The organism is Leptospira bouyouniensis, from assembly GCF_004769525.1.
In the GTDB taxonomy this organism is placed as follows: Bacteria; Spirochaetota; Leptospiria; order Leptospirales; family Leptospiraceae; genus Leptospira_A; species Leptospira_A bouyouniensis.
In genome coordinates this window covers 350,803-373,343 of the sequence record NZ_RQFT01000003.1, presented here as the reverse complement: position 1 = coordinate 373,343, position 22,541 = coordinate 350,803, and the positions used below count along the sequence as shown (strand labels likewise).

Below are 22,541 nucleotides of genomic sequence, written 5' to 3'. Positions count from 1 at the left end.
TATCTTTACATGTTGAAATCAGAACTCAAGGCAAAACTGCAACGTACCTTTCCAAAAGCCAAAACTGTATCTTCAGGTAGGTTATTTACCCGCCAGCTGAGTAACCTTGTAGATGATTCCTTACGACAAGTTTTTATGGAAGTGTCCAATGGAAATCCCACCAAAGACCATCTCTGCCTCATCGCCGTTGGAGGTTATGGAAGGCGGGAACTTGCCCCTTATTCTGATATTGATATATTGTACCTTCATGATGGGAAACTTTCTGACAAAGTTTTAAGTGAAATCATTTCCAAAATCAATACCTTCCTCTATAACAATGATAAGGAAGTGGGACATAGTTGCCGCACTATCAAAGAATCATTTTTATACTTAAACCAAATTGAAACCTACCATGCAGTTCTTGACGCACGATTTTTAGTTGGGTCCGAAGTTTTGTTTCAAAAATTCAAAACAGATTTTCTTGGAAAAATTCCTGAAAAAACCATTAAGGAATACAATGAATGGAAACTCTCTTATCTCAGAGAAAGAATCATCAACTCCTACAATCCTATTCTTTTATCTGAACCCAATATTAAAAACGATCCTTTAGGTTTACGTGACATCCAACAAATGTATTGGATCGAAAAAACAAATCCACTTGCTGACAGTGCTGATGGAGGAATTTTTGATTTTTATTTGATCGGGGACAGTTTAACCCTTTTGTCAGCTTATGATTTTTTGCTCTTAACAAGATCCGCCTTACACATCATAAGCGGACGCAAAAATGACAGATTGGATTTGGGATTACAAGCGGAAGTGGCCGAGTTCTTAGGATTTGGTCCAAAAAACGAAATCAAAACCTTAGAACGATTTATGAGCCAATTTTACAAAGCACAAAAGGATGTTTACTTTTATATTGGAACCTATTTAGATGAAAAAACCAATCTCAACAAAAAACGTATCCACAAAGAACTTTCCAATCCAGATACACTTTATGATGACATCATCCATTTTTTTGCAGAGTCCCAAAAGAACGAAGAAGAACCATCGCGAATCGATTTAAACGAAATTCGTTTTGCTTCTCATTTTTTGGATGATGATTTTAAAAATCAAAAGTCTGTACTAGATTGTTTTTTAGGAATGCTTCGCCATAAAAAACGAATAGGCCATACTCTTACCTTAATGCATGAATGTAATGTGTTAGGGAAACTGATTCCTGAATTTGGCGCATGTACCAACTTTCCATTGTTTAGTTACCACCACCAATACACAGTCGACGAACATACATTGCTCATCTTACGAGAATTAGATGTTTTGATTGCTGATTTATGGGAAGACCCTCAAGTCCAAGAAGTATTTAATCTCTGTGAAAAGATTGAAATTCTGGCACTTGCCATCCTCATTCACGATGCAGGGAAAGTAAAAGAAGGGGACCATTCACAATACGGAGCAGAACTTGCTCTCATCATTGCAGAAAGATTCCGTTTATCAGAAGAAGATACAGAACTTTTACGTTTTTTAGTCGCAGAACATATCATCATGTCTGAACTTTCTTCCAAACGAGATATCTACGATCCAAACCTCATTTCATCGTTTGCAAAACAATTTTCGAACCAAAACACATTACGTTTATTATATGTTCTGACTATTATAGATACAAAATCGGTTGGTCAATCCATCCTCACCAATTGGAAAAAAGAAATTTTACATTTCTTATTCACTTCAACACTCACTTACTTACAAAACAAAACCAATGTTTCTGATACTCAGGAAAGGATCGAAACAACTTTAGAAACATACTTAGTTGAAAAAGAAGGTCTCACATCTGAACAAACGGAACAAATCGTAAACTTTGGGATGCAAATTCGACCAAGTTCTTATTTGAATTACAATACTCCACGAAGAGTGTACAAACATTTTATTCTATTACATGAATGGATTCGGTCAGGCTCACCTTTTCGATTGATCTGGGAAAAAGAACCTGCTTTTGTAACTTTATCAATTTTTGCGAATGCTGACAAACGGATGTTATTGTATTTATCAGGAATTATTTCCTCACTTGGGCTCAGTTTGGTGGGACTTAGACTTTTTCGCACAAACAACGAACATCTAATTTTGCAGGCACAAATCACAGATGAATTTGGAAGTGGGGAAATCGCCGAACCACAAATAAACGAAATTGAAACCACTCTTGGCCAGTGTATCGAAGGTGCTGTAAACATTGAAGACTTAGCTTCCACTACCAATATCTGGAAAACATTACCTCAAATTCCAGATGGAATGGTGGAAGAATTAGTAAAGTTTGCAAATGACTTATCGGATACGTATTCTGTTTTAGAAGTGAGAGTTCCCGACTCTATCGGGTTAGTGTATCGAATTTTAAAAACATTAATCGATTTTGAATTGGAAGTAATCTTTGTTAGAATCTCAACCAGTGCTGATTTTGCATATGACTCATTTCACATCCAAACTAAAAATGGTAAAAAAATAGAAGATACAGGCCTACTTCTTGCAATCAAAGAAAAAATTCTTTCAGTTGCAAGAGTGAAAGAAAACCAAGGTATCATGGAGATTAGTTTTTAATATGGCATGGTGGAAAGAAGCAGTCATCTATCAAATTTATCCACGTAGTTTCCAAGATTCTAATGGTGATGGAATTGGTGATTTAGATGGAATTACCGAACGATTAGATTATTTAGCTGGTTCCAAAGATTCTCTTGGCATTGATGCGATTTGGTTATCTCCTGTTTATCCGTCTCCAATGTTTGATTTTGGATATGACATTTCGGATTACGAAGAAATTGATCCAGTATTCGGAACCATTCAATCGTTTAAACGTTTGTTAAAGGAAGCACACAAACGAGGAATCCGTATTATTATGGATTTGGTCGTCAACCATACATCACACTTACATCCATGGTTCGTTGAATCCAGATCATCCGTTAACAGTCCTAAACGTGATTGGTACATTTGGAAAGAACCAAGCAATAATGGTCCACCTAACAATTGGTTGGGTGCTTTTGGGGGTTCTGGATGGGAATATGACAAACGAACTGGTGAATATTATTTCCATTCTTTTTTAAAAGAACAACCTGATCTCAATTGGCGTAACCCGGATGTGGAAGACGCCATTTTTCGTATGATGAAGTATTGGCTTGATATGGGAGTTGATGGGTTTCGATTGGATGTTGTTAATTTATATGTGAAAGATGAATTCTTTCGAAACAATGCTTCTTATTTTATGAAAGGTCCTAGGCCTTACGACAAACAAGTACATACTTACGACCGTGACCGACCGGAAATGCATGGTATCTTACGACGAATGCGAAAACTTTTGGACTCATATTCCGAAAAACGAATGTTTGTTGGTGAAATCATGCAGGATTTCCCTGGAAATGTTTTGCTTCCTGCCACGTATTGTGGCCGCAATGATGAACTCCATCTTGCATTTAATTTTATGTTTTTATTTTCATCTTGGAAAGCAGAACGATTTTTCCAAATTGTCAAAGATTTTGAATCAGCATTAGGGGAAGATAACTGGCCCAATTATACATTATCCAACCATGACTTCCCTCGTCATATCACTCGCTACGAAAAAGGCGAACATACTTTAGATCGTGCAAGGCTTGCCGCCTGTATGATGTTAACTTTAAGAGGAACACCTTTTCTGTATTATGGTGAAGAAATCGGAATGAAACGCCAAAAAGTTCCGTTTAACAAAATTCAAGACCCTGTGGGAAAACGATATTGGCCATTCCATCCCGGCCGTGATCCAGAAAGAATCCCGATGCCTTGGGATGGGTCAGAGTCCACGGGATTTACCAATGGAACTCCATGGCTACCTCTGTATGCTGAGGCAAAGACAGTCAATGTGGAATCACAAAAACAAAATCCAGATTCTCTTTTTTATACTTATAAAAAACTAATCCAAATTCGTAAAGATCGCAAATCCTTGCGAAAAGGAAAATTGAAAATCTTATTAAGTGCCGACAAACAAGCCTTATACTACAGAAGGAGAGAAGGTAAAGAAGAAACCTATATCTTTTTGAACTTTTCGTCTAAACCAGTTAGTGTTTCGTATCCAAGGAAATGGACACTCAACCAAATTTTATTTAGTTCCAAAAATCGAAGTGCTTCCTTTGAACTAAATAAGGAACTGGATACAGGTGATTTAATTTTGATGCCGAACGAAGCAGTCATTTTTGGAAATTAAAGTTTTTAATTAACTTTCTTCAATTTTAAGCAATTACCAAACATTGATTTGTTGAACTTTCAAGGAATGTAAATATTTCGACTAGACATAAAATTATTCGTAGGTAAATTAATAAGAGAAGTGCTCAGTCAAAAACGAACTATCGCTGTTTTGTTTACAATTTTCGTTTCTTTTTTCTTCTTATGTCAGTGTAAGATTTCAAATGATCATTCCAATTTGACAGTTGCCAAAAAAGGATATATCGATTTATCGAAAATACAAAATTTAGAAAAAAAAAATGATTTAGTAACTTTAAAGGGAGAGTGGGCTTTCATTTGGAATGAATATAAAAATGAAAAAGACCTATTAAACAATAATGTCGATTTTGAAATGATTCAAGTCCCTGGATCCTGGAATCAAAAAGTCATTAAAGAAAAAAAAATTGGAAGTACTGGATTTGGAACATATTTTCTTCAAGTAAAGTTACCAAGTCAATGGACCAATCGAATACTATCACTTCGAGCAGATTATCACGCAGGTGCTTATGATATTTTTGTTAATGGTATTTTAACTCAATCCGTAGGAAAATTCGGAACCACGAAAGAAACATCAAAAAATGTTCATGCACCATCTATCGGATATATTTATCCAAATTCAGACATTCTAAACATAGTAATTCACGAATCGAATTTCGAACATAGAGTCGGTGGAATCGGTAGGCCAATCTATTTAGGACTACCAAGTGCGATCGATTCCATTTCCAATCAAAGACGAAATTCAGACCTATTCTCTATTAGTGTATTGTTTATTATTGGTCTTTATTATTTTTTTTATTTTTTAATTAGAAAATCTGACCGTTCTAGTTTGGTCTTCTCTATTCTTTGCTTTATTTTGCTTTCAAGAGCATTCGTCCAGAATGAACAAATTTTAAGAGAAATTTATCCTGATGGAGATTATAAATTCTTTTTATTGTTGGAATATACTGCAATGTATTTTGCACCAAGCATAGCTCTTCATTTTTTCTCTATCCCAATACAATATCTTTATAAAAAATATCTGATACTAATCGGCTATATAGTTTCTTCGATTTATTTTATCTATGCGCTATTTTCAGATACGATAGGAATCAGTCTGACTGTATTACATTTTCAATATATTGTTTTGCTTTTTAGTTTTATCACGATAGCATTGAATATTTTTGCGATTTATAAAAAAATAAAACATTCTTGGATTTCGCTCGGAAGTATGTTTGTCGCTTTATTTACAATAATTATTGACATGATGATCATTCAAGAGAAAATCCATCTTCCATTCACTGCTTCATACGGTTTGATATTTATGATCTTCACTCAAGGTATCATTCTTGCCATCCGTCATTCCGAATCCTATAAAATAAACGAAAAACTGACGAATGAATTAACATTATTCAATGAAAAGCTGGAATCAAAAGTTCTCGAAAGAACAGAAGAACTTAATCTAGCTATTATTAGAATGGAAAAATCAGTAAAAGCACGAAATGAATTTTTAGCAAATATGAGTCACGAAATTCGAACACCTATGAATATAATATCAGGTATGGCTCAGCTTTTAGACGAATCAACTCTAACTCCAGATCAAAAAGAATATGTGACCATATTCAATATCGCTAATAAAACATTGCTCAATGTATTGAACGACGTTTTAGATCTGTCAAAATTGGAACAAGGTTACCTATCGATTGATTCTATAGAATTTCGAATTGATGACTTAATCAATGATTTAAATAAAATCTTTCAATTCAAAACAAAAGGTACGTCTTTGAAATTTGAAGTAAAGATCGAAGATAACGTTCCACTCAACGTAAAAGGAGATTCGAATCGAATTTCTCAAATACTCTTTAACCTACTGAGTAATTCTTTCAAATTTACATTAGAAGGAAATATTTCTTTAAAAGTAACTTATGAACCAAACCATATTTTCGTTTTTGAAGTTACTGATTCTGGAATTGGAATGACTGAAGAAAAGATGAGTAATCTGTTTGTTCGATTCTACCAAGCTCATGAATCAAATCAATTATTTCAAAGAGGTACTGGTTTAGGATTAGCAATATCTAAGAAACTTGTCGAACTAATGAATGGAAAAATATCCGTTGAAAGCCAATTAGGAGTAGGATCAAAATTTACTTTCAATATTCCTCTCGAATTGGTAAATCCAACTCTTAATGGCAGTCCTGCATCGATCCAACCTAAAATTCAATTTCAAGAATTGAAGCTCCTTATTATCGATGATGTTCAAGAAAATCTAATGATTGTAAAAAAATTCTTAGAAAAACAGATTCCAAATATTGTTCTTTCTTCCGGCGGATATGATGCAATATCAATATTTGACGCTGAAGTATTTGATATAGTTCTTATGGATATCCAAATGCCCAACTTGAATGGATTTGATTTGATTAAAATTTTCAGAAAAATAGATTCGAATCGACTTCATTTTACGCCCATTGTTGCTTTCACTGCGAACGTTACTATAGAAGAACAATATGAAATTTCAGAGGCTGGGTTTAATGGTTTTTTATCTAAGCCAGTAACTAAGAATAATCTTATTGATAAGTTTTTAGAAATTCTCCATTAATTATCTTTTATGATACAACAAGGCTTTTTTCAAACAAACAATAACTTTAGTTTTGGACAGTTTTTGGTCTATTGCAAAGTACAAAGCCCTTTTTCCATCACATTTTAATTCCGGAAATTCATTTGCAATTTCCTGGGCAATGGTAGTTTTACAATTAAAGTAGAGCGCATATTCCGAATCACTCACCTTACCAATTCGTATGGTGGAACCCGATTTTGTTTTCGGTGTTAGAAAACTGGGTTGGCCCCACTTCAAACACTCTTCGATCTCACCAATTTGATCATTCGACTGTGAGATTTCGTAAATCCAATTGCGAATTTCCATAACATTATCTAACATTACGGGCGTTAAATTAAAGTAATAAGAGGTAAGAGGTTCTGAAGGGATGGGAAATTTTTGTTTGGCTTTTGAATTTGGTTTCATAGGAAGAAGTGTTTACTTGTGCTTTATCTAATGACTTTTCACTGCAAAATTCCGAGTCCAAATAATCAATTAAGATAAGTCATGGAGAGTCGACCTGGATACAAAACTCTAATAGTGAAATACAGGGCCGATCTTTGGATCCACGTTTTTGAATCGAACTTTATCACCAATTTTTACCGTACTAAAGTCCGTTACATCTTCAATCACAGTAGTGAGTTTTACATGTTCTTCCGTTTGGACTATCGCTAACACATAAGGGGCACGGTCGGCCATATGCCCAAAACCAACATAAACTACAGTAAAAGAATGAATGATTCCATTGTGCTTTAAATCTATCATTTCTACGGATTCACTTCCGCAGGAAGGACAACTTTGTACTACCTCTGCCACCTTAAAGTTACATTGTTTGCAGTGAGTGCCAGGCAAAGTCTCTGTTACGTTCATAGGACATTACTCATTTTTTTGTGAAATAAATGCAATACGTAAAAAAACCGAACCGGGTTAAAATCGCCGTTTGTAGGTAAACGATAAGCCCACCATCGAGTGCGATTTATAGGCATTACTATTAAATCAGCATTGAATTAAAGCTCTGTCCATGGCTTCAATTTATGCATGTCGACATTTGAGTGTTAAACGCAACACGTCAAATCGCTTCAGGCAATGGATGGAATTAAGAAATGTAATTCTAAGGATGGATAATAAACGAAGCGCGTTTACATCCCCCTGGGAATCTAAACGCGCTTTTATAAGAATTTTTGGTCTTAACTTACTTCAATCTTTCAATGATTGTCGCAATTCCCATACCACCACCAATACAAAGAGTGATGAGGCCGTAACGAAGGTCTCTTCTTTCCAACTCGTCAAGTACAGTTCCTGTCAGGATTGCACCTGTTGCTCCGAGTGGGTGTCCAAGAGCAATCGCTCCACCGTTCACATTGATTTTGGATTCATCGATTCCGAGTGTTTTCTTTACGTATAACACAACAGAGGCGAATGCTTCGTTGATTTCCCAAAGGTCAATGTCTTTTACACTAAGTCCTGCTTGTTTCAATGCTTTTTGTGAAGCAGAAACAGGACCAGTTAACATGATGGTTGGGTCTTCACCAGTTGCTACTGTTGCAAGGATTTTTGCACGGGGTTTTAAACCGTATTTTTTTAATCCATCATCATTGGTTACTAAAATCGCAGCAGCACCATCCACGATACCAGATGAGTTACCAAGTGTATGGATATGATTGATTTTTTTCACTTCTGGGTAAGAACGAAGTGCAATTGCATCGAGTTCTTTTTCTCCGATCGTTTTGAATACAGGACCAAGACTTGAAAGGAAAGCATAATCAGATTCAATCCTTGGATTTTCTTCTTCCGTAACAACAGTTCCATCATCCAAAGTAATTGGGATCACAGATTTTTTGAAATATCCGTTTTGGATCGCAGCATGTGCTTTTTGTTGAGAAGATTCTGCAAAACGATCTGCTTCTTCACGAGAAATATCATACTTTGTTGCGATTAAGTCAGCAGAGATCCCTTGTGGAACTAGATTGTAATGGGCAGCAATTTTATCGTTACCAACGTTAAAATCACGACCGATCATATCATCACCCATTTTCACACGGCTCATGGATTCAACTCCACCACCAACGCCAATTTCCATTGCTCCAGAAGCAACATGGTTTGCTACGTTGTTAAGGGCTTGTAATCCAGATCCGCAAAAACGGTTAACTGTATAACCAGGAACATCTTTTGGCCAATGTGCCGCCATAACCGCATAACGTGCGATACAAGCAGCTTGGTCAGCAACTTGGGAAACACAACCCATTACAACTTCTTCAACCGTTTTTGGATCGATTCCTGTTCGGGTTTGGATGGCTTTTAATGTGGCAGCAGCTAATTCTTGTGGGTGGACGGATGCAAGTGTCCCGCGTTTTTTGCCCTTTCCTCTCGGAGTTCGGACAGCATCAATAATATAGGAATTCCCCATGGGTTTACCTCTCTCTGGGTGTTCTAGGAAAAACGTACAGAGTTCGCCTCACAAGAAAAGTAAAAAAATCATCATTTCGTCATAGTTTTTGTGAATTTGTGACGGTAGTACTTCAATTTCGCTTGGAATTGGCAAGAATACCCCGAAATCATCGCATCAAACTTATCTGCTTTGCTCTCATTCCGTTCATCCGCAATTCGAATGTACCGAAAATTAGGTTCAATTGCTTCCGAAAATTCCCTTTTGTTCCAGTCCACATACCGCCAGGCGCTAAAACTATGGTTCACCCCTACCTTCTCGTCGATGGTTCCTATCAGTTGGAATTTGGATTCGCAAGGTGTTCGGAAGAAAATGTAACGATTGAAAAAATACAAAATGGTTCTATGAGGATTTGCATCCAAAACTGATCGAAAATGTTCCTTCATTTCTTCGACAGTGTAAAATAAATCAGGTCCAGAATTGGTGCTCCGAAAGATCACAGGCGAAAATTCACTTGGTGTATAAAGTTTTGTTAAAATACGAATGTATGAAGGGTCATCCAATCGGTAAGGAATTTCATTAAAGGCAAAAGGAAAGGGATCTCGTTCTGTGAAATGAATTTCGATATAACGAGTGTGATCGTATTCAGGATCATTGATATCGGTTGCGACAATTTTTTTGATGTATCGAGTGAGGAACTGGTCTTCATACAAATCTCTGACAGTGACGGCACCTTCTTCATAAAGGATTGCGCTTCCAAAATCAATAAAACTAGCACCATCTAGCAGGCGTCCGATGGATCCATACTTGTGGTGTAAAATGCGATTCCGAAAAATCGATCGTAAAATCAAATTATGATCATACAAACGTTTACGACCTGACCTCTGTTCTACGACGGTATTTTTTGTTTTTTTGACTTTATAATAATGGATGTGATTGGCAAGACCGAAACGTAATTTTTCAAACGCATGGTTTTCTAAAACACGTTTTTCATCCTCTTCATTTTCAATGATGGTTGTTTCTGCTTCCAAAGTAGATACAAACCCAATACTCATTCCAAAGTATGACATAAAGAAAAATATAAAGATCAAAACTCTCCAAGAGAACGGAAACTTTAAAGCAAACAAAACATTTATCCGTTTACTTCCTTCACTTCGAAACAACAAATTCATAACAGAACCAAAGATCAGAAGGATTAAGTTCCTACTAATCTGAAAAAAACTTTTGGAGTTCCATCGGTCCTGTATGAAGGAAAAAGAGCGATTCAATTCATTTGAAGTTAAATGGATACGAACTCGTTTCGCTAGGTAAGGGAAAAATTTAGAGAACACAATACTAGAATGAAATACTTAAATAAAAAACCCGGATGTATTTCGAAAATACAAAGCCGGGTTATTGATTTGTTTGGAGCTAAGAATTTTAATTCCTTTGCCCGAGGATGGGACCACCTGTTTTTTCCATCATCCTTTCTTTGGTTAAAAACAAATCTTCCCGGTTGTCAGCTGCCATCTCACCAGTTCCATCCAAATAAATGGCTCCTTTTGGACAAGCTTCTTCGCATAACCCACAAAAGATGCAACGTAGCAAATTGATTTCAAATTTTTTAGCAAACTTATCTTCAGGGTGAAGGTGTTGGCGTTCTGATGGAACTTCTGCTGCTTCGATGTGAATTGCGTTCGCAGGGCAAATCCACATACAACAAAAACATGCTGTACACCTTTCACGGCCTTGTTCATCACGTTTCATTGAGTGCATCCCACGAAACCGTGTGGAATACTTACGTTTTTTGTCTGGATATTCAATTGTGACTTGTTTGTTAAAGAACGCAACCTTCACAAAATGTTTGAGAGTGATCCAAAGGCCTTTGCCGATTGACCAAAAGTAAAATTTTTCATACCAAGAAAACTGGTGTTTTTTGGCTACGTTGACGACATTAACGGTTCCCAACGGATGCCTCCATTTTTTTTGCCATCGTGCTTAGAATGAGTTCGACTACTCCGGCAGAAGTTAACAACCCTTGGATCGGATTCATTGATTTTTCAAAGTTTTGTTTGAGGCCGTTTTTATTGGTAAAACTTCCTTCTGTTTCACAAAAAATTTGAATAGGAGCCGCCAAACTTGCGCTCTTCGCAGCAACCGTCAAATTTGTATCGAAACAGATGACTTTGTTTGGATCTATGCCATCAGGAATAGCTTCTTTTAAAAGGATCACCAAATCAATTGATCCTTGTTTTACCGCAGAAACAATCCCTGAAATCCCAGATGGTGTGGTAAGCCCTAAGTCAATAGCACCCATTGTATTCGGGTGATTGTCTTTTGTAAGTAAAAAGTCTACTTGTTCGGTTTCTTTATTTTGTGCATCCGTCACACGTGTTTCCCATTGGATAGATTTCCCACCTAACTCACGTGAGAGCGTTTGCAAATTTTGTTTGAGTGCTTCCAAGGTTTCGTTGGATTCGTGAGCACCACCGAGAACTGCGATTGATTTGGCTTCTTTCAATCGATCAACGATTTTGGAAACCACAACTTGTGATGTGGAATTTTTACCATTTTCCAAATAACTAAACAAACGATTTTCATTCATCCAATCAATATCAAATCGACCTTTGTCACAAAGAAAAAACATTCCTTGTTCAAAGTTTTCACGCACCATGTAACGATACATTTTGTTATCTCGCACATTCGTTGTTACATTACAACCTGTAGAACAACCGTGACAAACGGATTTGTGTGATTTGTACCACCAAACACGTGATTTAAAAAGTGTTTTGTTATTGAGTAAAGCACCTACTGGACAAATGTCTGCAAGTGCTCCTTGGTAGTTGTGAGCTATCGGTTCTGATTTTGCAAGGCCAATGATGGAATGATTTCCTCTTTCAAAAAGACCAAGGTTTGATTCTCCCACTTTTTCTTCTTCAAAGCGAACACATCGATAACAAACAATACATCGATTGTGGTTGATGATAAGATTGGTTCCAATTTCTTCTTGTGGGATATTTCGTTTTTCGAATTCAAAACGCGAATGACCTGTACCTGATCCAAAGGCGTTGTCTTGCAAACGACATTCCCCAGCTTTATCACAAACGGGACAGTCTAACGGATGATTGGCGAGAAGGAATTCCATTGTACCAGCTCGTGCTTCTTTCACACGATCGGATTTTGTAATGATACCCATTCCCTCTTTTACAGGAGTATTACATGCGGCTTGTAAACGCGGCACCCCTTCAATCTCAATAAGGCACATACGGCACATACCGACAATGCTCAGAGCTGGGTGGTAACAGAAGTAAGGAATTTCGACTCCTACTTCTTTTGTTGCATCAATGAGGTTTTTCTTTTCGTCGACTTCGTATTCGACTCCGTCTATCTTTATCTTAACCAAAGAACAGACCCCCTAGGTTTGATTAGACTTAGGTCTTTTGATTTTGTCAAACCTTCATTTGGAAATTATATTTACCTCGGATAGATACGTATAGGGTTGTAAGTCCACAACATGATTGGAGAAAAATTCGGAATCTACAAATAGGGAACTGGCTCGGATATTGGTCTGTTTTAGAATTTTGGCGATCAAATCATCTAAAATTTGTAACGCTCGTCCTTCATAAAAAAATGTGTTATCGAGATTGATTCTCAAATTGGTAAAGGAAGCTCGACCTGCCAGAGTCAACATAAAGCGGTCGTATATTTCTTCGGTCGATTTTTTCCCCGGGCATCCTTTGATGTCGAGTTTCATCTGGGAAATGGAAAGTTCAGTGACATTTACCTGCAAAGGGAATGCCTTTTTATCGATGATGTTTTCGGGTCTTAGCTGTAGAACCTGAGCGATTTTTTCAAGTAGCGCTTGGTTCGCAATCGGCTTTAATAAATAGGCAGTGACATGGCTTAAGGCTGCACGTTTCACTTGGTCTTTTTCTCCGACCGCTGTTAACATGATGACAGGGGTCATTTTTATCATGTCCTTCCCTTTTTCGAGAAAACTAATCCCATCCAAATAAGGCATATTCACATCACTAATCACCAAATCATAACTGTTGTTTCGAACTTTGGTAAGTCCTGACATCCCATCCACAACATGAGTCACATCAAAGTTATATCTCTCTAATGTATGTAATAAAAGTTTGGCGCTACTCTCATCATCTTCTAAAAGTAAAACTTTATAAACTTTGGGAGTATTCATTCGTTTCAAGTTCCTCTATTGGTTTGGTATTGCGTTTAAATTTGCATACTTCATGAACCATTTAGGTTGAAGGGCTCTTTGGTATAGGTATGCATCAACTAACACTAAGTTCACGACTGCTTCCACAATAGGAACTGCTCTAGGTAATACACAAGGATCGTGACGGCCTTTGGCTTTGAGTATGGTTTCTTTATTCTGGTCGTTAACTGTTTTTTGTTCTTTTTTGATGGTAGAGGTTGGCTTAAAAGCAGCACGGATCACAAGATCCATCCCATTGGAAATTCCTCCTTGGATCCCTCCCGAACGATTGGTCCGCGTTTTTACTTTGCCAGTTCCTTCTTCAATGTAAAATTCATCGTTGTGTTTACTGCCAGTTTGGCGAGTACCTGAGAATCCAGATCCAACTTCAAAACCTTTGCAAGCTGAAATCGATAAAATGGCTTTTGCTAAATCAGCGTCTAACTTGTCGTATACGGGATCACCTAGTCCTGGTGGAAGATTGCGTACCACAACTTTTACAACTCCACCAACGGAATCTCCTTCATCTCGAAGTTTACGGATGAGTGTTTCCATTTCCTCATTGGTGGATGGTTTTGGACAACGTGTAGGAAATTGGTCCACGATGTCTCGAGAGATTGGGTATTCATCTTCTGTGATATTCGAGTCAATTGGTCCAATCGAGTCTACAAATCCTACAGTTGAAATTCCTAATTCGTTTTCTAAAATCACTCGGGCAAGTCCAGCTGCTGCAACTCTGCCAATGGTTTCACGAACAGACGAACGTCCACCACCTACGTGGGCTCTGTGGCCATATTTTTCTGAATATGTATAATCGGCATGAGAAGGTCGGAATACATGAGCCATCTCATCATAATCACTGCCAATCGTATTTTGGTTGTTCACCTTCATGAGGATGGGACTACCTGTGGTTTTCCCTTCAAACACCCCAGACTCAACCACCATTCGATCCTTTTCATCTCTCGGAGTTGTCAGATCATTTTGGCCAGGTCTTCGGCGTGTTAGATCTTTTTGGATTTCTTCTTCAGGAAATGGAAGCCCAGCAGGTACTCCATCCACTACAACTCCAACGGATGTTCCGTGAGACTCTCCATAGGTCGATACTCGAAAAATTTTTCCCCAACTTGATGGCATATACGGACAATGAAAATGGAGATTGCATTCTCTCCAATAAAGTTTTTCATGAACTTGGAATGCATTTACTCTTTGAAGGACCCAAATATAAGGCGATCATCCTTAGCATTGGGGTGCATCTCCTCATCATTTTATCTTATTTGGCTTTGGGCAACCGAAGTGACATAGATTCGACTCACATCAAACTCAAGGAAGGTGGAAGTTTTTCCACTTTCCAACTCCAATTTTCTACCGGGATAGGAGAAAGTAAGGAATCTAATCCAACAAATCATTCTCCAAACGATGGAACCAAAACCACAGAAGATGAAATATCGGAATTCCAAAATTGTCTCAGTTACCCCAGTTTAGCATTGGAACAAAAATTGGAAGATCATTGTGTGTATCAACTTTCCGTGAAAGAAGATGGCAGTTTGGAAAAAATTGCAGTGGTCACGGCATGTAGGTATGCGGTTTTTGATCAACAGGTGCGACGACAACTTTCCGAATGGAAGTTCCAATACACCAAAGGCAAAGAATTTGTTTTACCCATTAGGTTCCGTTTAGATGTCCGAGACTAATCCACATTCCGAAGAAAGTGCTTGGTATATCGTTTATACCAAACCTCGGGCAGAAAAAAAACTAAGTGAACACCTTCGTAAGTACAATATTGAAAACTACTTACCAATTCGAAAAGAAAGGAAAAAATGGACAGATCGATTTAAATGGGTCCATGTTCCAATTTTGCCTTCATATATTTTTGTGAAGATTGTGTTTTGGCAGGATAAAAATAAAGTCCTACAATTGCCTGGTTCACTACAATTTGTTTATCATAAAGGCCAACCAGCAATTGTGGAGCAAAACGATTTGGATGTCTTGGAAAAAGGGCTCCAAGAGTATGCGGAATCATTAAAAATGAACCCAGAATTATTATTACAAAAAGGCAAATTGGTTCGCATCATAGAAGGCTCATTTAGAGGCAAAACAATGGAAATCCTAAAAGTAAAAAACAAAACGCTTGTTGTACTACGAATTCCAGGTGTAGAGACAATTTTCTCATATGAAATTAACATCGATCACTTGGCATGGGAGGAATTAATCACATGATCAAAAAAGATACGTTATCAATCGTCAAACAAGCTTTAGATGATGAAATATCATCACTTGTTCACTTCCGAGAGCAATTGGATCCTTCTATTAAGGATTGTATCGATTTGATATTAAAATCAAATGGAAAGGTAATTGTCACAGGTGTTGGTAAATCAGGTGATATAGCAAAAAAGATTTCCCACACTCTCTCTTCTACCGGGACATCTGCTTATTTTTTACACCCAACAGATGCATCCCACGGAGATTCTGGAATTGTTGGCCCTGACGATGTTGTCCTTGCCATAGGAAAAAGTGGTGAATCGGAAGAACTCAATTACATTCTACCTACTCTTCGAAAAATTGGAGCTAAGATTGTTGGCATCACAGCAAACCCCAAATCAAAGTTAGCGGAACTATCGGATGTGGTTATTATCACACCTGTATTAAAAGAAGCATGTCCCTTAGACCTTGCACCTACTTCCAGTACAACCATTGCTCTTGTTTTAGGTGATGCCATTGCTGTCGCTCTTATGGAATTAAAAGAATTTAAAGCCGATGACTTCGCTTTGTACCACCCTGCTGGTCGATTAGGCAAGAGACTTTCGTTATATTTATCTGATGTGATGAGAAAAGGAGACCGAAATGCCTCCATTTCCATCGATGCTAACCTTGAGGTGATCTTAAAAGAAATCACGGAAAAAGGAATTGGTGCGACAGGTGTTGTGGATGGAAATTTTAAACTTGTTGGTCTCATCACAGACTACGACATCCGAAAATATCTCACCAAACACACATTATCTCCGAATGTGACTGCAAAAGAAATGATGAATCCAAATCCCAATAGTTTCCAACCAAATGAAAAAGCTTATGATGTTCTCATTAAAATGGAAGGAAGAGAAAGACCAATTTCTGTGGCTCCAGTAGTTGATGAAAAGGGAACTTTTGTTGGGATGATTTCACTTCACGATTTATTACAAAAAGGATTATAAACACGATGCCAGATTCTTATAAAATTGTTGCTTCTGTCGGCGAAGACGATCTTCGCCACCTACAAAAAAAAGATGTCAAAGATGTGGATGTCATTGAAGTCCGTCTGGATTTATTTTCTAGAAATTATATCCAAAAAGAGATGAAAAAAAAGATCAAAGCACTTGGTTTACCCGTTCTTTTTACTTACCGAAGGGCTGAAGATAGTAGCGTTCGTTCTTATGTAAAACTTTTCCCAGAAGATGTAGAAGGTATCATCAAAGATTTTAATGACAATGCAAATTATTTGGATATCGAATTGAATCGTGAAGATACAATCTTTCGAAATTATGAGACCTTAAACTATCGCATCATCTACTCTTATCATTCATTCAAAAAGTCAATTTTAGCCAATGAAATGAATCAATTCATTGCCAAATCAAAACCAGTAAAAAAGAAAAATCCTATTTATAAATTTGCCATTACACCTGAAAACATCGAAGAAACTGCAGACTTTTTGAACGATATCAAATTACTCTCTAAGACACAAACGATGATAGGAATTTGTATGGGAGAACTAGGCATCATATCACGCGTATTTGGTGACAAATTCAACTCTTCTTTTACATACATGACACTCGGTGAGCCGAAAGCCCCTGGCCAAATCTCAGTAGATACATTTAAAAAACTCAGGGCAGACCTATTCAAAAGTCCACATTCGACAAAAGATTCAAAAGAAGATTAATCGTATAAACTTAGTTAGAAAATAGGTTGTCTTAGAATGAATTTTTACACATACTTTTTGTAACCTAACTGATCTCACCTTTCACTTAGATTTTGGACTTTGGTTTGTATCATTGGTTTGTGTAGAAGGTTTTAGATTTTGTGATTGATTTGATTGATTCGATCCAGGAACTTTTGCCGCATTCGAATTGATAAATTCACGGAAAGATTGGTCTTTCCAAACTTCTTTAAAGTCCTTCTCTAAATTGGCAGATGTCCAATATTCTGGCTTTAATTCCGCTGCCAATTGGAACTCTTCTTTGGTTTTGGCTATGTCATTTTTTTTCGCATAACAACGAGCAAGTAAATAATGGGCGGCAGAAGACCCACTTGTTTTTTGCAAATAAGGTATTGCTAAATCAATTTTTCCACCATAAAAGTAATTTCTACCTCGATAGAACAAATACTCACGACCATTAGAAATGGTTTGGTCTTTTTCCAAAACGGTAAAGTACAAGTCAGCTGTATCAAAGGCATTGTTTTCTGTATATTTACGGGCTAATTTCAGAAATCCAATCTGAAACTTTTCGGGAGTTTGTATGAGGTCAGGGAATTTGGTTTTAATGAATTCAGAATACTTAGCAAAACTAGTTTCAAATTTTTTTGTTTTGTTTCCGGCTTCAAACAAACATACAAATCGAAACATATGGGATTCAACTTGGTTTGGATTGAATGTAAGCGCTTTATCTGAAGATTGTATACATTTTTCCCAATCCGATTTTTGTTCGTATAACCTTGCGAGTGCAAGAAGTGGTGTGTCCTTAGGGACTTGTTTGAACGCTTCTTGGAAGGATAATTCAGCCTTGTCAATTTCAGCTAATTTTTGGTAAGCAATCCCTTCATTTAAATATACGTAATACAAAAACACGTTTGTATCTTTTGAAAACGGATTTTTTTTGGCTCTCTCAAACGACTCGATAGCAGATTTAGGATCATCTAATCTGAGCTTAATGATTCCCAATTTATAATGATATCTCGAACGTGTTGGATTTTTTTCGATAAGTAAGTTTAAGTTGGCTTCTGCTTTATCGTATTTTTTCTCATCAAAAAGTGCGAGAACATAATCCCAACGAACATCTTCCAAATTGGGTTGGTTTGCCAATATCTGTTCGTAAGATTCACTTGGTTTTGTGGTTTCTTTGTCTTCTACAGGCTCATCTATTTTTTTAATTGGATCTTTTTTGTGATCAGTTTGTTTTGATTCTTGTTTTGGTTCTACTTTTGTAGGTTGTGTATATGTGTGAGTTGTGGAAGAAGGATTCCCTTTGTTACCGACTGCTCGATTATAAATCTTTTGTACTTCTTCGTTTTTCGGATCATACTTTAAATAACGGGAAGAATATGTAGCAGATAAATTCCAGTCTTGGTGGTAATTAAAAAATAAAGCTAATTTCAATAATACGGTTTTTCTTTGGTCTTTGTCCAAGTCCAAATCGGCGGCTCTTCTAAAGTTTTGAATGGATTTTGGATAATCTTTTTTATACTCATAGATATATCCTAAATACATATAAGCTTCACCGTCTTGCGGGTGTGAGTCGGCATGTTTGGTAAATTTTTTTATGGCTTCGCCATATGATTTTTTAGAAAAAGCCTTTTTACCTTCCTTCATTGCATCGCTGTCAATGGCGAAGACTGTAGTTTGAAAGATGACAAAACTGAATACTAAGGAAAGATATTTCCGCACGGATTCCAAACTAGTTGGAACCCATGGGAATGAAAGGGATTTTTGGAAAAAAGTTAGATCTTCGTTCTTTCTTCTTTTTGCGAAGCCAAATTACGCGATGCTCTGAGAACGATACTCATCGTCGTTATTTGTGGGTTCACCGAAAGTCCTGTAGGGTAAACTGAGGCATCCATGACAAATATGTTTTTATGACCATAAATTTCCAAATTTAAATCAACTGCACCCTTTTCAGGATCATTTGCCGACTGGATGGAACCATGTGGGTGTGCAGAACCAACAGTCAAATCGCCTGGTCTTGTACTTTCTTTTAAGATCCAATCAAAGTTATCGTTCCCTGTAACTTTATAAGGCTCTGTGAACCTGGTGAACGGAAAGATGAGTTCTTTCGCCCCTGCTGCCACTGTGACTTCCGCTAAAGCTTTTAATCCTTTTAACATATTCATACCGTCAGTGGGAGTGAGTTCAAAGTACACTTTTCTTCTACCAAGACTGTACTTCACACTGGCATTGGCTTCGCCATCTGCTCCATCACGAACAAGAACAATACCAGCATTGTAATTGGTGTAATCTTTCATCACATCAAACTGTTGTTTGCCGTAAAAGGGAACCAAAGAAGAAGCTAGAGTTGGTCTGTAAGGAGCTGCCTCTAACCAATACCCGTAACCAGTTCCATTTTGGTTATGACCATCTTTGATCACTATGGATTGAGGTGGGCCTTGGAACATTTTGATTTCAGTATCAAATTTACCAAAGATCGTCGATGTAGGATGAACTTTTAAATTCCTGCCGACCCAACCATTTCCGATCCCACTCCTTTGTAAAAGGGCAGGACCCTCAATGGCACCAGCGCTCACAATCACAACTGGAGCTTTGATTTCCATGGTTTCTATTATGACAGATGGAGCTTTTTCGTATGCATCAGGGGTAAACTCTGCCACGACAGTTTTGATTTTGCCATCACGGATTTTCACTGCGCGCATATTGGAAACAACAGTGGCTCCAGCTTCTATGGCATCAGGAATCCACGTTAAGAAAGTTGATTGTTTTGCGTTGATCGGACATCCAAGACCACAACGACCAAGGCCAATACAACCTCTGTTATTATTACGTAAAACTAGTGGTGTGAGACCTAACTTTTTTCCACCAACACGTAATACATTATTATTTGCATTGATTAAGTTATCTGGAACTTCGTGTACACCTAATCTTTCATGAACTTCCGATACGTAAACATCCATTTCTTCTCTTGAATACCCTTGCCATCCAAATCGTTCACTCCATTCGTTGGTTACGTAGTCTGGTGGATACAATGATGTTTGCCAATTGACTGTGGTGGAACCACCGATTGACTTACCTTGTAATATCGATAACGTTTGTTCTTCGGTGACGATAAACCCAGCATCACGGTAAAGTCTTGCTTGTGATAAAAATTCATCTGAATTGAATTGGGCTGGTGTAAAATAACTTCCTTCTTCGATAAGGACTACTTTCCATCCGTTTTTAGATAGTTCTCTTGCTGCTACCGCGCCACCTGCACCAGATCCTATAATCACAACGTCTGCTGTGAGTTCCCATTTTCCATTTTGGATTTGGTAGGTGTTAATTGTTTCTGCGTGTTTTTTTGGAGTGATGATTTTATCGTTAAAAATAGGAATTCCCATGATGTCCGCCTTATTGGGTATAACCGACAAATTTTTGGTATTCTTTGTCAGAACTGAGAAGAAAAAATGATATTTGTCTTAAGATCGCATAGACACCACGTTTGATTCCAAGTGAGGAATGTTTCCATTCAAGTAATCGTTTGATACGTTCTTCAGGAGGGAGTTTGACAATTGGTGTGAATGAGAAATCAAGTGCCATCGCTGCTAAAATCGAAGAAGGAACACTAGCTAACAACTGTATGATGCTTTCAGTTTCAATGGGATAAGGATGTCCATATACATAATTATCTAAAGCAATCCCCAAATCAAAATTGGGAATGGGATTGTCATGTAAGAAGACTTCTTGCAAACTGCGAAAACTATGGTATTGTTCTGGAGAAATTCCCCTAAGTGTGGGAGTGTTTACTCCTGGACCACAATTCACTCCCTGTATGGATACAGCAGTTAAGGCAAAACATTTGAGAGAAAATTTTAAGAAACGATTTCGTGAAAGTAGGAAAGGTGTATGCGGTTCCAAATCTCATTTCCTTCAGTTAGATTTGAACCCATTGTGTCAGAATCTTGTAAAAATATCACTCATTTTCCTTATTTCGACAGGATGTAGTAGTTTTTTTCGAAAGACACCAAACTTTGCAACCATCCAAATTCCCAATTTGATTCCATTTTCTGATGTAGATGGGTTGAAACTTGACCAATGGCAAAAACTGTCTAAACCAAGAGAACAAACTTCAATCTCAGCCATCATCCTTCATAACAGTGGCAAACATAAGTTCGCAGATTTCTTTCGATTATCTTCCCAAAACCAATTTCTCTTTCATTTTTATGTAGATGCTACTGGAGTTATCTATGGAGATCCGAATTTTTTAACAAAAGAATGGACTGCAGCTCCTGGCATTGATACAGAATCCATTCACATTGTGTATGAAGGCACACAAGAAACTCTTTATAACAACTACAAACAAAAAGAAGTTTTAGAAAAAACCATCCTCTACTTGGCAGAGGAATTGTACATTCCTAAAACCAATTACGACATCATTTCGAAAAAAGGAATTTTCACTCACAACCAAGCAAAACGTAGGTTTGGTGGTTTCGTTGACTTCTCTCCTTGTGGAAGTGAGTTGGCACTCAATCAAATCCTTTCACACATCGGTGGAAAATTTTATGAAGAAGATGAATGGAAGGACCGGTTTGTTACAGGTTGGGTTTTAAAAAAAGAAAACAAAGACTTACTAAAAGATAATTTCCATCCTACAAACGGCCGTGGTATCACCAAAGCGGAAAAACTGATTTTCAATCATTTAGAAAAAACTGACAAAGGCCTTACCCCCGAAGAGTATCGTGTGAAGTATACTTTCCGTGGAAAAATCCAACCAAGTTGTGTGGTATTACATTATACTGCTATACCTGATTATTTTAGATCTCTTCGTACATTAGAAGCAAGAAACCTCACAGCTTCCATCATGGTTGATACCAATGGTAAAGCCTACCAATTGGTGGATGTGATTGAAGATAGAGCATCAGCAGCCACCGGAACAAATGATAACTGTATCCAAATCGAAATAGTTGCCAAAGACACAGAAGAATTATTAAAGCAACCAGAACAAATTCAGAAAGTAAAAGACCTTGTTTTAGAACTCACAACCAAATACAAAATCCCATTGTCCAATGAAAAGTTGGAGGACCTAAGGGGAGTATTTAGCCATACCCAAGCCAAAAAAAAATGGGGTGGATCGATCTTTCTCAATGCAAAGGATTTTGATCCAGGGGAAGAATATATGGAACTCATCTTAAATTCGATTGGTGGAAAATACTTTCCAGAACCAGAATGGAAAAATCGAAGTTCCATGGACTGGGCCATTTTATACCGCAATTTTCAACCGTAATCAGGG

Annotated in this window: 18 protein-coding genes and 1 pseudogene; 8 read left to right on the top strand and 11 right to left on the bottom strand. The window is 37.3% G+C overall.

Features of this window, described 5'->3' with window-relative positions; translation table 11 throughout:
* The first annotated feature begins 9 nt into the window (after positions 1–9).
* From EHQ43_RS03395 to EHQ43_RS03385, 3 genes are all read left to right on the top strand, one after another.
* Positions 10–2,562 (top strand): [protein-PII] uridylyltransferase family protein, encoded by a 2,553-nt coding sequence (locus tag EHQ43_RS03395; protein ID WP_135770142.1) that lies wholly within the window; start codon positions 10–12, stop codon positions 2,560–2,562.
* Position 2,563: 1 nt separating this feature from the next.
* A complete protein-coding gene (locus EHQ43_RS03390) occupies positions 2,564–4,192 on the top strand; it encodes an alpha-glucosidase (protein WP_135740131.1) in 1,629 nt (542 codons plus the stop codon).
* A gap of 369 nt (positions 4,193–4,561) precedes the next feature.
* On the top strand, positions 4,562–6,781 hold the full coding sequence (locus EHQ43_RS03385; protein ID WP_279631073.1) for an ATP-binding protein: 2,220 nt from the start codon (positions 4,562–4,564) through the stop codon (positions 6,779–6,781).
* On the opposite strand, the gene EHQ43_RS03380 is transcribed toward EHQ43_RS03385, so the two are convergent.
* The 8 genes from EHQ43_RS03380 to aroC all read right to left on the bottom strand — a co-directional run bounded on the left by EHQ43_RS03380 (position 6,782) and on the right by aroC (position 14,493).
* Entirely contained in the window at positions 6,782–7,204 is a 423-nt protein-coding gene (locus EHQ43_RS03380; RefSeq protein ID WP_135770140.1) for a DUF1801 domain-containing protein, read from the bottom strand.
* A 108-nt stretch (positions 7,205–7,312) separates the two neighbouring features.
* Positions 7,313–7,648 (bottom strand): Zn-ribbon domain-containing OB-fold protein, encoded by a 336-nt coding sequence (locus EHQ43_RS03375; RefSeq protein WP_135740134.1) that lies wholly within the window; start codon positions 7,646–7,648, stop codon positions 7,313–7,315.
* A 322-nt stretch (positions 7,649–7,970) separates the two neighbouring features.
* Positions 7,971–9,185, bottom strand: coding sequence for an acetyl-CoA C-acetyltransferase (locus EHQ43_RS03370; RefSeq protein WP_135740135.1), 1,215 nt, complete (start codon positions 9,183–9,185; stop codon positions 7,971–7,973).
* A 71-nt stretch (positions 9,186–9,256) separates the two neighbouring features.
* On the bottom strand, positions 9,257–10,234 hold the full coding sequence (locus EHQ43_RS03365) for a hypothetical protein (RefSeq protein ID WP_244242664.1): 978 nt from the start codon (positions 10,232–10,234) through the stop codon (positions 9,257–9,259).
* A gap of 349 nt (positions 10,235–10,583) precedes the next feature.
* A complete protein-coding gene (locus tag EHQ43_RS03360) occupies positions 10,584–11,111 on the bottom strand; it encodes a NuoI/complex I 23 kDa subunit family protein (protein ID WP_135770139.1) in 528 nt (175 codons plus the stop codon).
* The gene (locus EHQ43_RS03355) at positions 11,098–12,546 is read right to left on the bottom strand and encodes an NADH-quinone oxidoreductase subunit G (RefSeq protein ID WP_135770138.1); all 1,449 of its coding nucleotides are present in this window, start codon (positions 12,544–12,546) and stop codon (positions 11,098–11,100) included. The genes EHQ43_RS03360 and EHQ43_RS03355 overlap by 14 nt, the downstream gene beginning before the upstream one ends.
* 54 nt (positions 12,547–12,600) lie before the next feature.
* Positions 12,601–13,341, bottom strand: coding sequence for a response regulator (locus EHQ43_RS03350; RefSeq protein ID WP_135740138.1), 741 nt, complete (start codon positions 13,339–13,341; stop codon positions 12,601–12,603).
* A gap of 15 nt (positions 13,342–13,356) precedes the next feature.
* Positions 13,357–14,493 (bottom strand): chorismate synthase, encoded by a 1,137-nt coding sequence (gene aroC / locus EHQ43_RS03345; protein WP_135740139.1) that lies wholly within the window; start codon positions 14,491–14,493, stop codon positions 13,357–13,359.
* 59 nt (positions 14,494–14,552) lie between these two features.
* Between aroC and EHQ43_RS03340 the strand changes: the two genes are divergently transcribed.
* Genes EHQ43_RS03340 through EHQ43_RS03325 form a run of 4 tightly spaced genes read left to right on the top strand, consistent with a single transcriptional unit; the run spans position 14,553 to position 17,269 of the window.
* Positions 14,553–15,050, top strand: a complete 498-nt coding sequence (locus tag EHQ43_RS03340) for an LIC_10042 family TonB-like protein (RefSeq protein WP_244242623.1) — start codon at positions 14,553–14,555, stop codon at positions 15,048–15,050.
* Complete coding sequence (locus EHQ43_RS03335) at positions 15,037–15,576, top strand: UpxY family transcription antiterminator (protein ID WP_135740141.1); 540 nt, start codon at positions 15,037–15,039, stop codon at positions 15,574–15,576. Before EHQ43_RS03340 ends, EHQ43_RS03335 begins: the two co-directional genes overlap by 14 nt.
* The gene (locus EHQ43_RS03330) at positions 15,573–16,547 is read left to right on the top strand and encodes a KpsF/GutQ family sugar-phosphate isomerase (RefSeq protein WP_135753954.1); all 975 of its coding nucleotides are present in this window, start codon (positions 15,573–15,575) and stop codon (positions 16,545–16,547) included. The genes EHQ43_RS03335 and EHQ43_RS03330 overlap by 4 nt, the downstream gene beginning before the upstream one ends.
* Before the next feature lie 5 nt (positions 16,548–16,552).
* A complete protein-coding gene (locus EHQ43_RS03325; RefSeq protein WP_135770136.1) occupies positions 16,553–17,269 on the top strand; it encodes a type I 3-dehydroquinate dehydratase in 717 nt (238 codons plus the stop codon).
* A gap of 81 nt (positions 17,270–17,350) precedes the next feature.
* On the opposite strand, the gene EHQ43_RS03320 is transcribed toward EHQ43_RS03325, so the two are convergent.
* Genes EHQ43_RS03320 through EHQ43_RS03310 form a run of 3 tightly spaced genes read right to left on the bottom strand, consistent with a single transcriptional unit; the run spans position 17,351 to position 21,169 of the window.
* The gene (locus EHQ43_RS03320) at positions 17,351–19,000 is read right to left on the bottom strand and encodes a tetratricopeptide repeat protein (protein WP_244242622.1); all 1,650 of its coding nucleotides are present in this window, start codon (positions 18,998–19,000) and stop codon (positions 17,351–17,353) included.
* A 44-nt stretch (positions 19,001–19,044) separates the two neighbouring features.
* A complete protein-coding gene (locus EHQ43_RS03315; RefSeq protein WP_208730907.1) occupies positions 19,045–20,655 on the bottom strand; it encodes an FAD-dependent oxidoreductase in 1,611 nt (536 codons plus the stop codon).
* A 7-nt stretch (positions 20,656–20,662) separates the two neighbouring features.
* A complete protein-coding gene (locus EHQ43_RS03310; protein ID WP_208730878.1) occupies positions 20,663–21,169 on the bottom strand; it encodes a hypothetical protein in 507 nt (168 codons plus the stop codon).
* 178 nt (positions 21,170–21,347) lie between these two features.
* Here EHQ43_RS03310 and EHQ43_RS03305 point away from each other — a divergent pair.
* Positions 21,348–22,535 (top strand): annotated as a pseudogene (locus EHQ43_RS03305) (peptidoglycan recognition protein family protein); the annotation flags it as partial.
* Positions 22,536–22,541 lie beyond the last annotated feature (6 nt).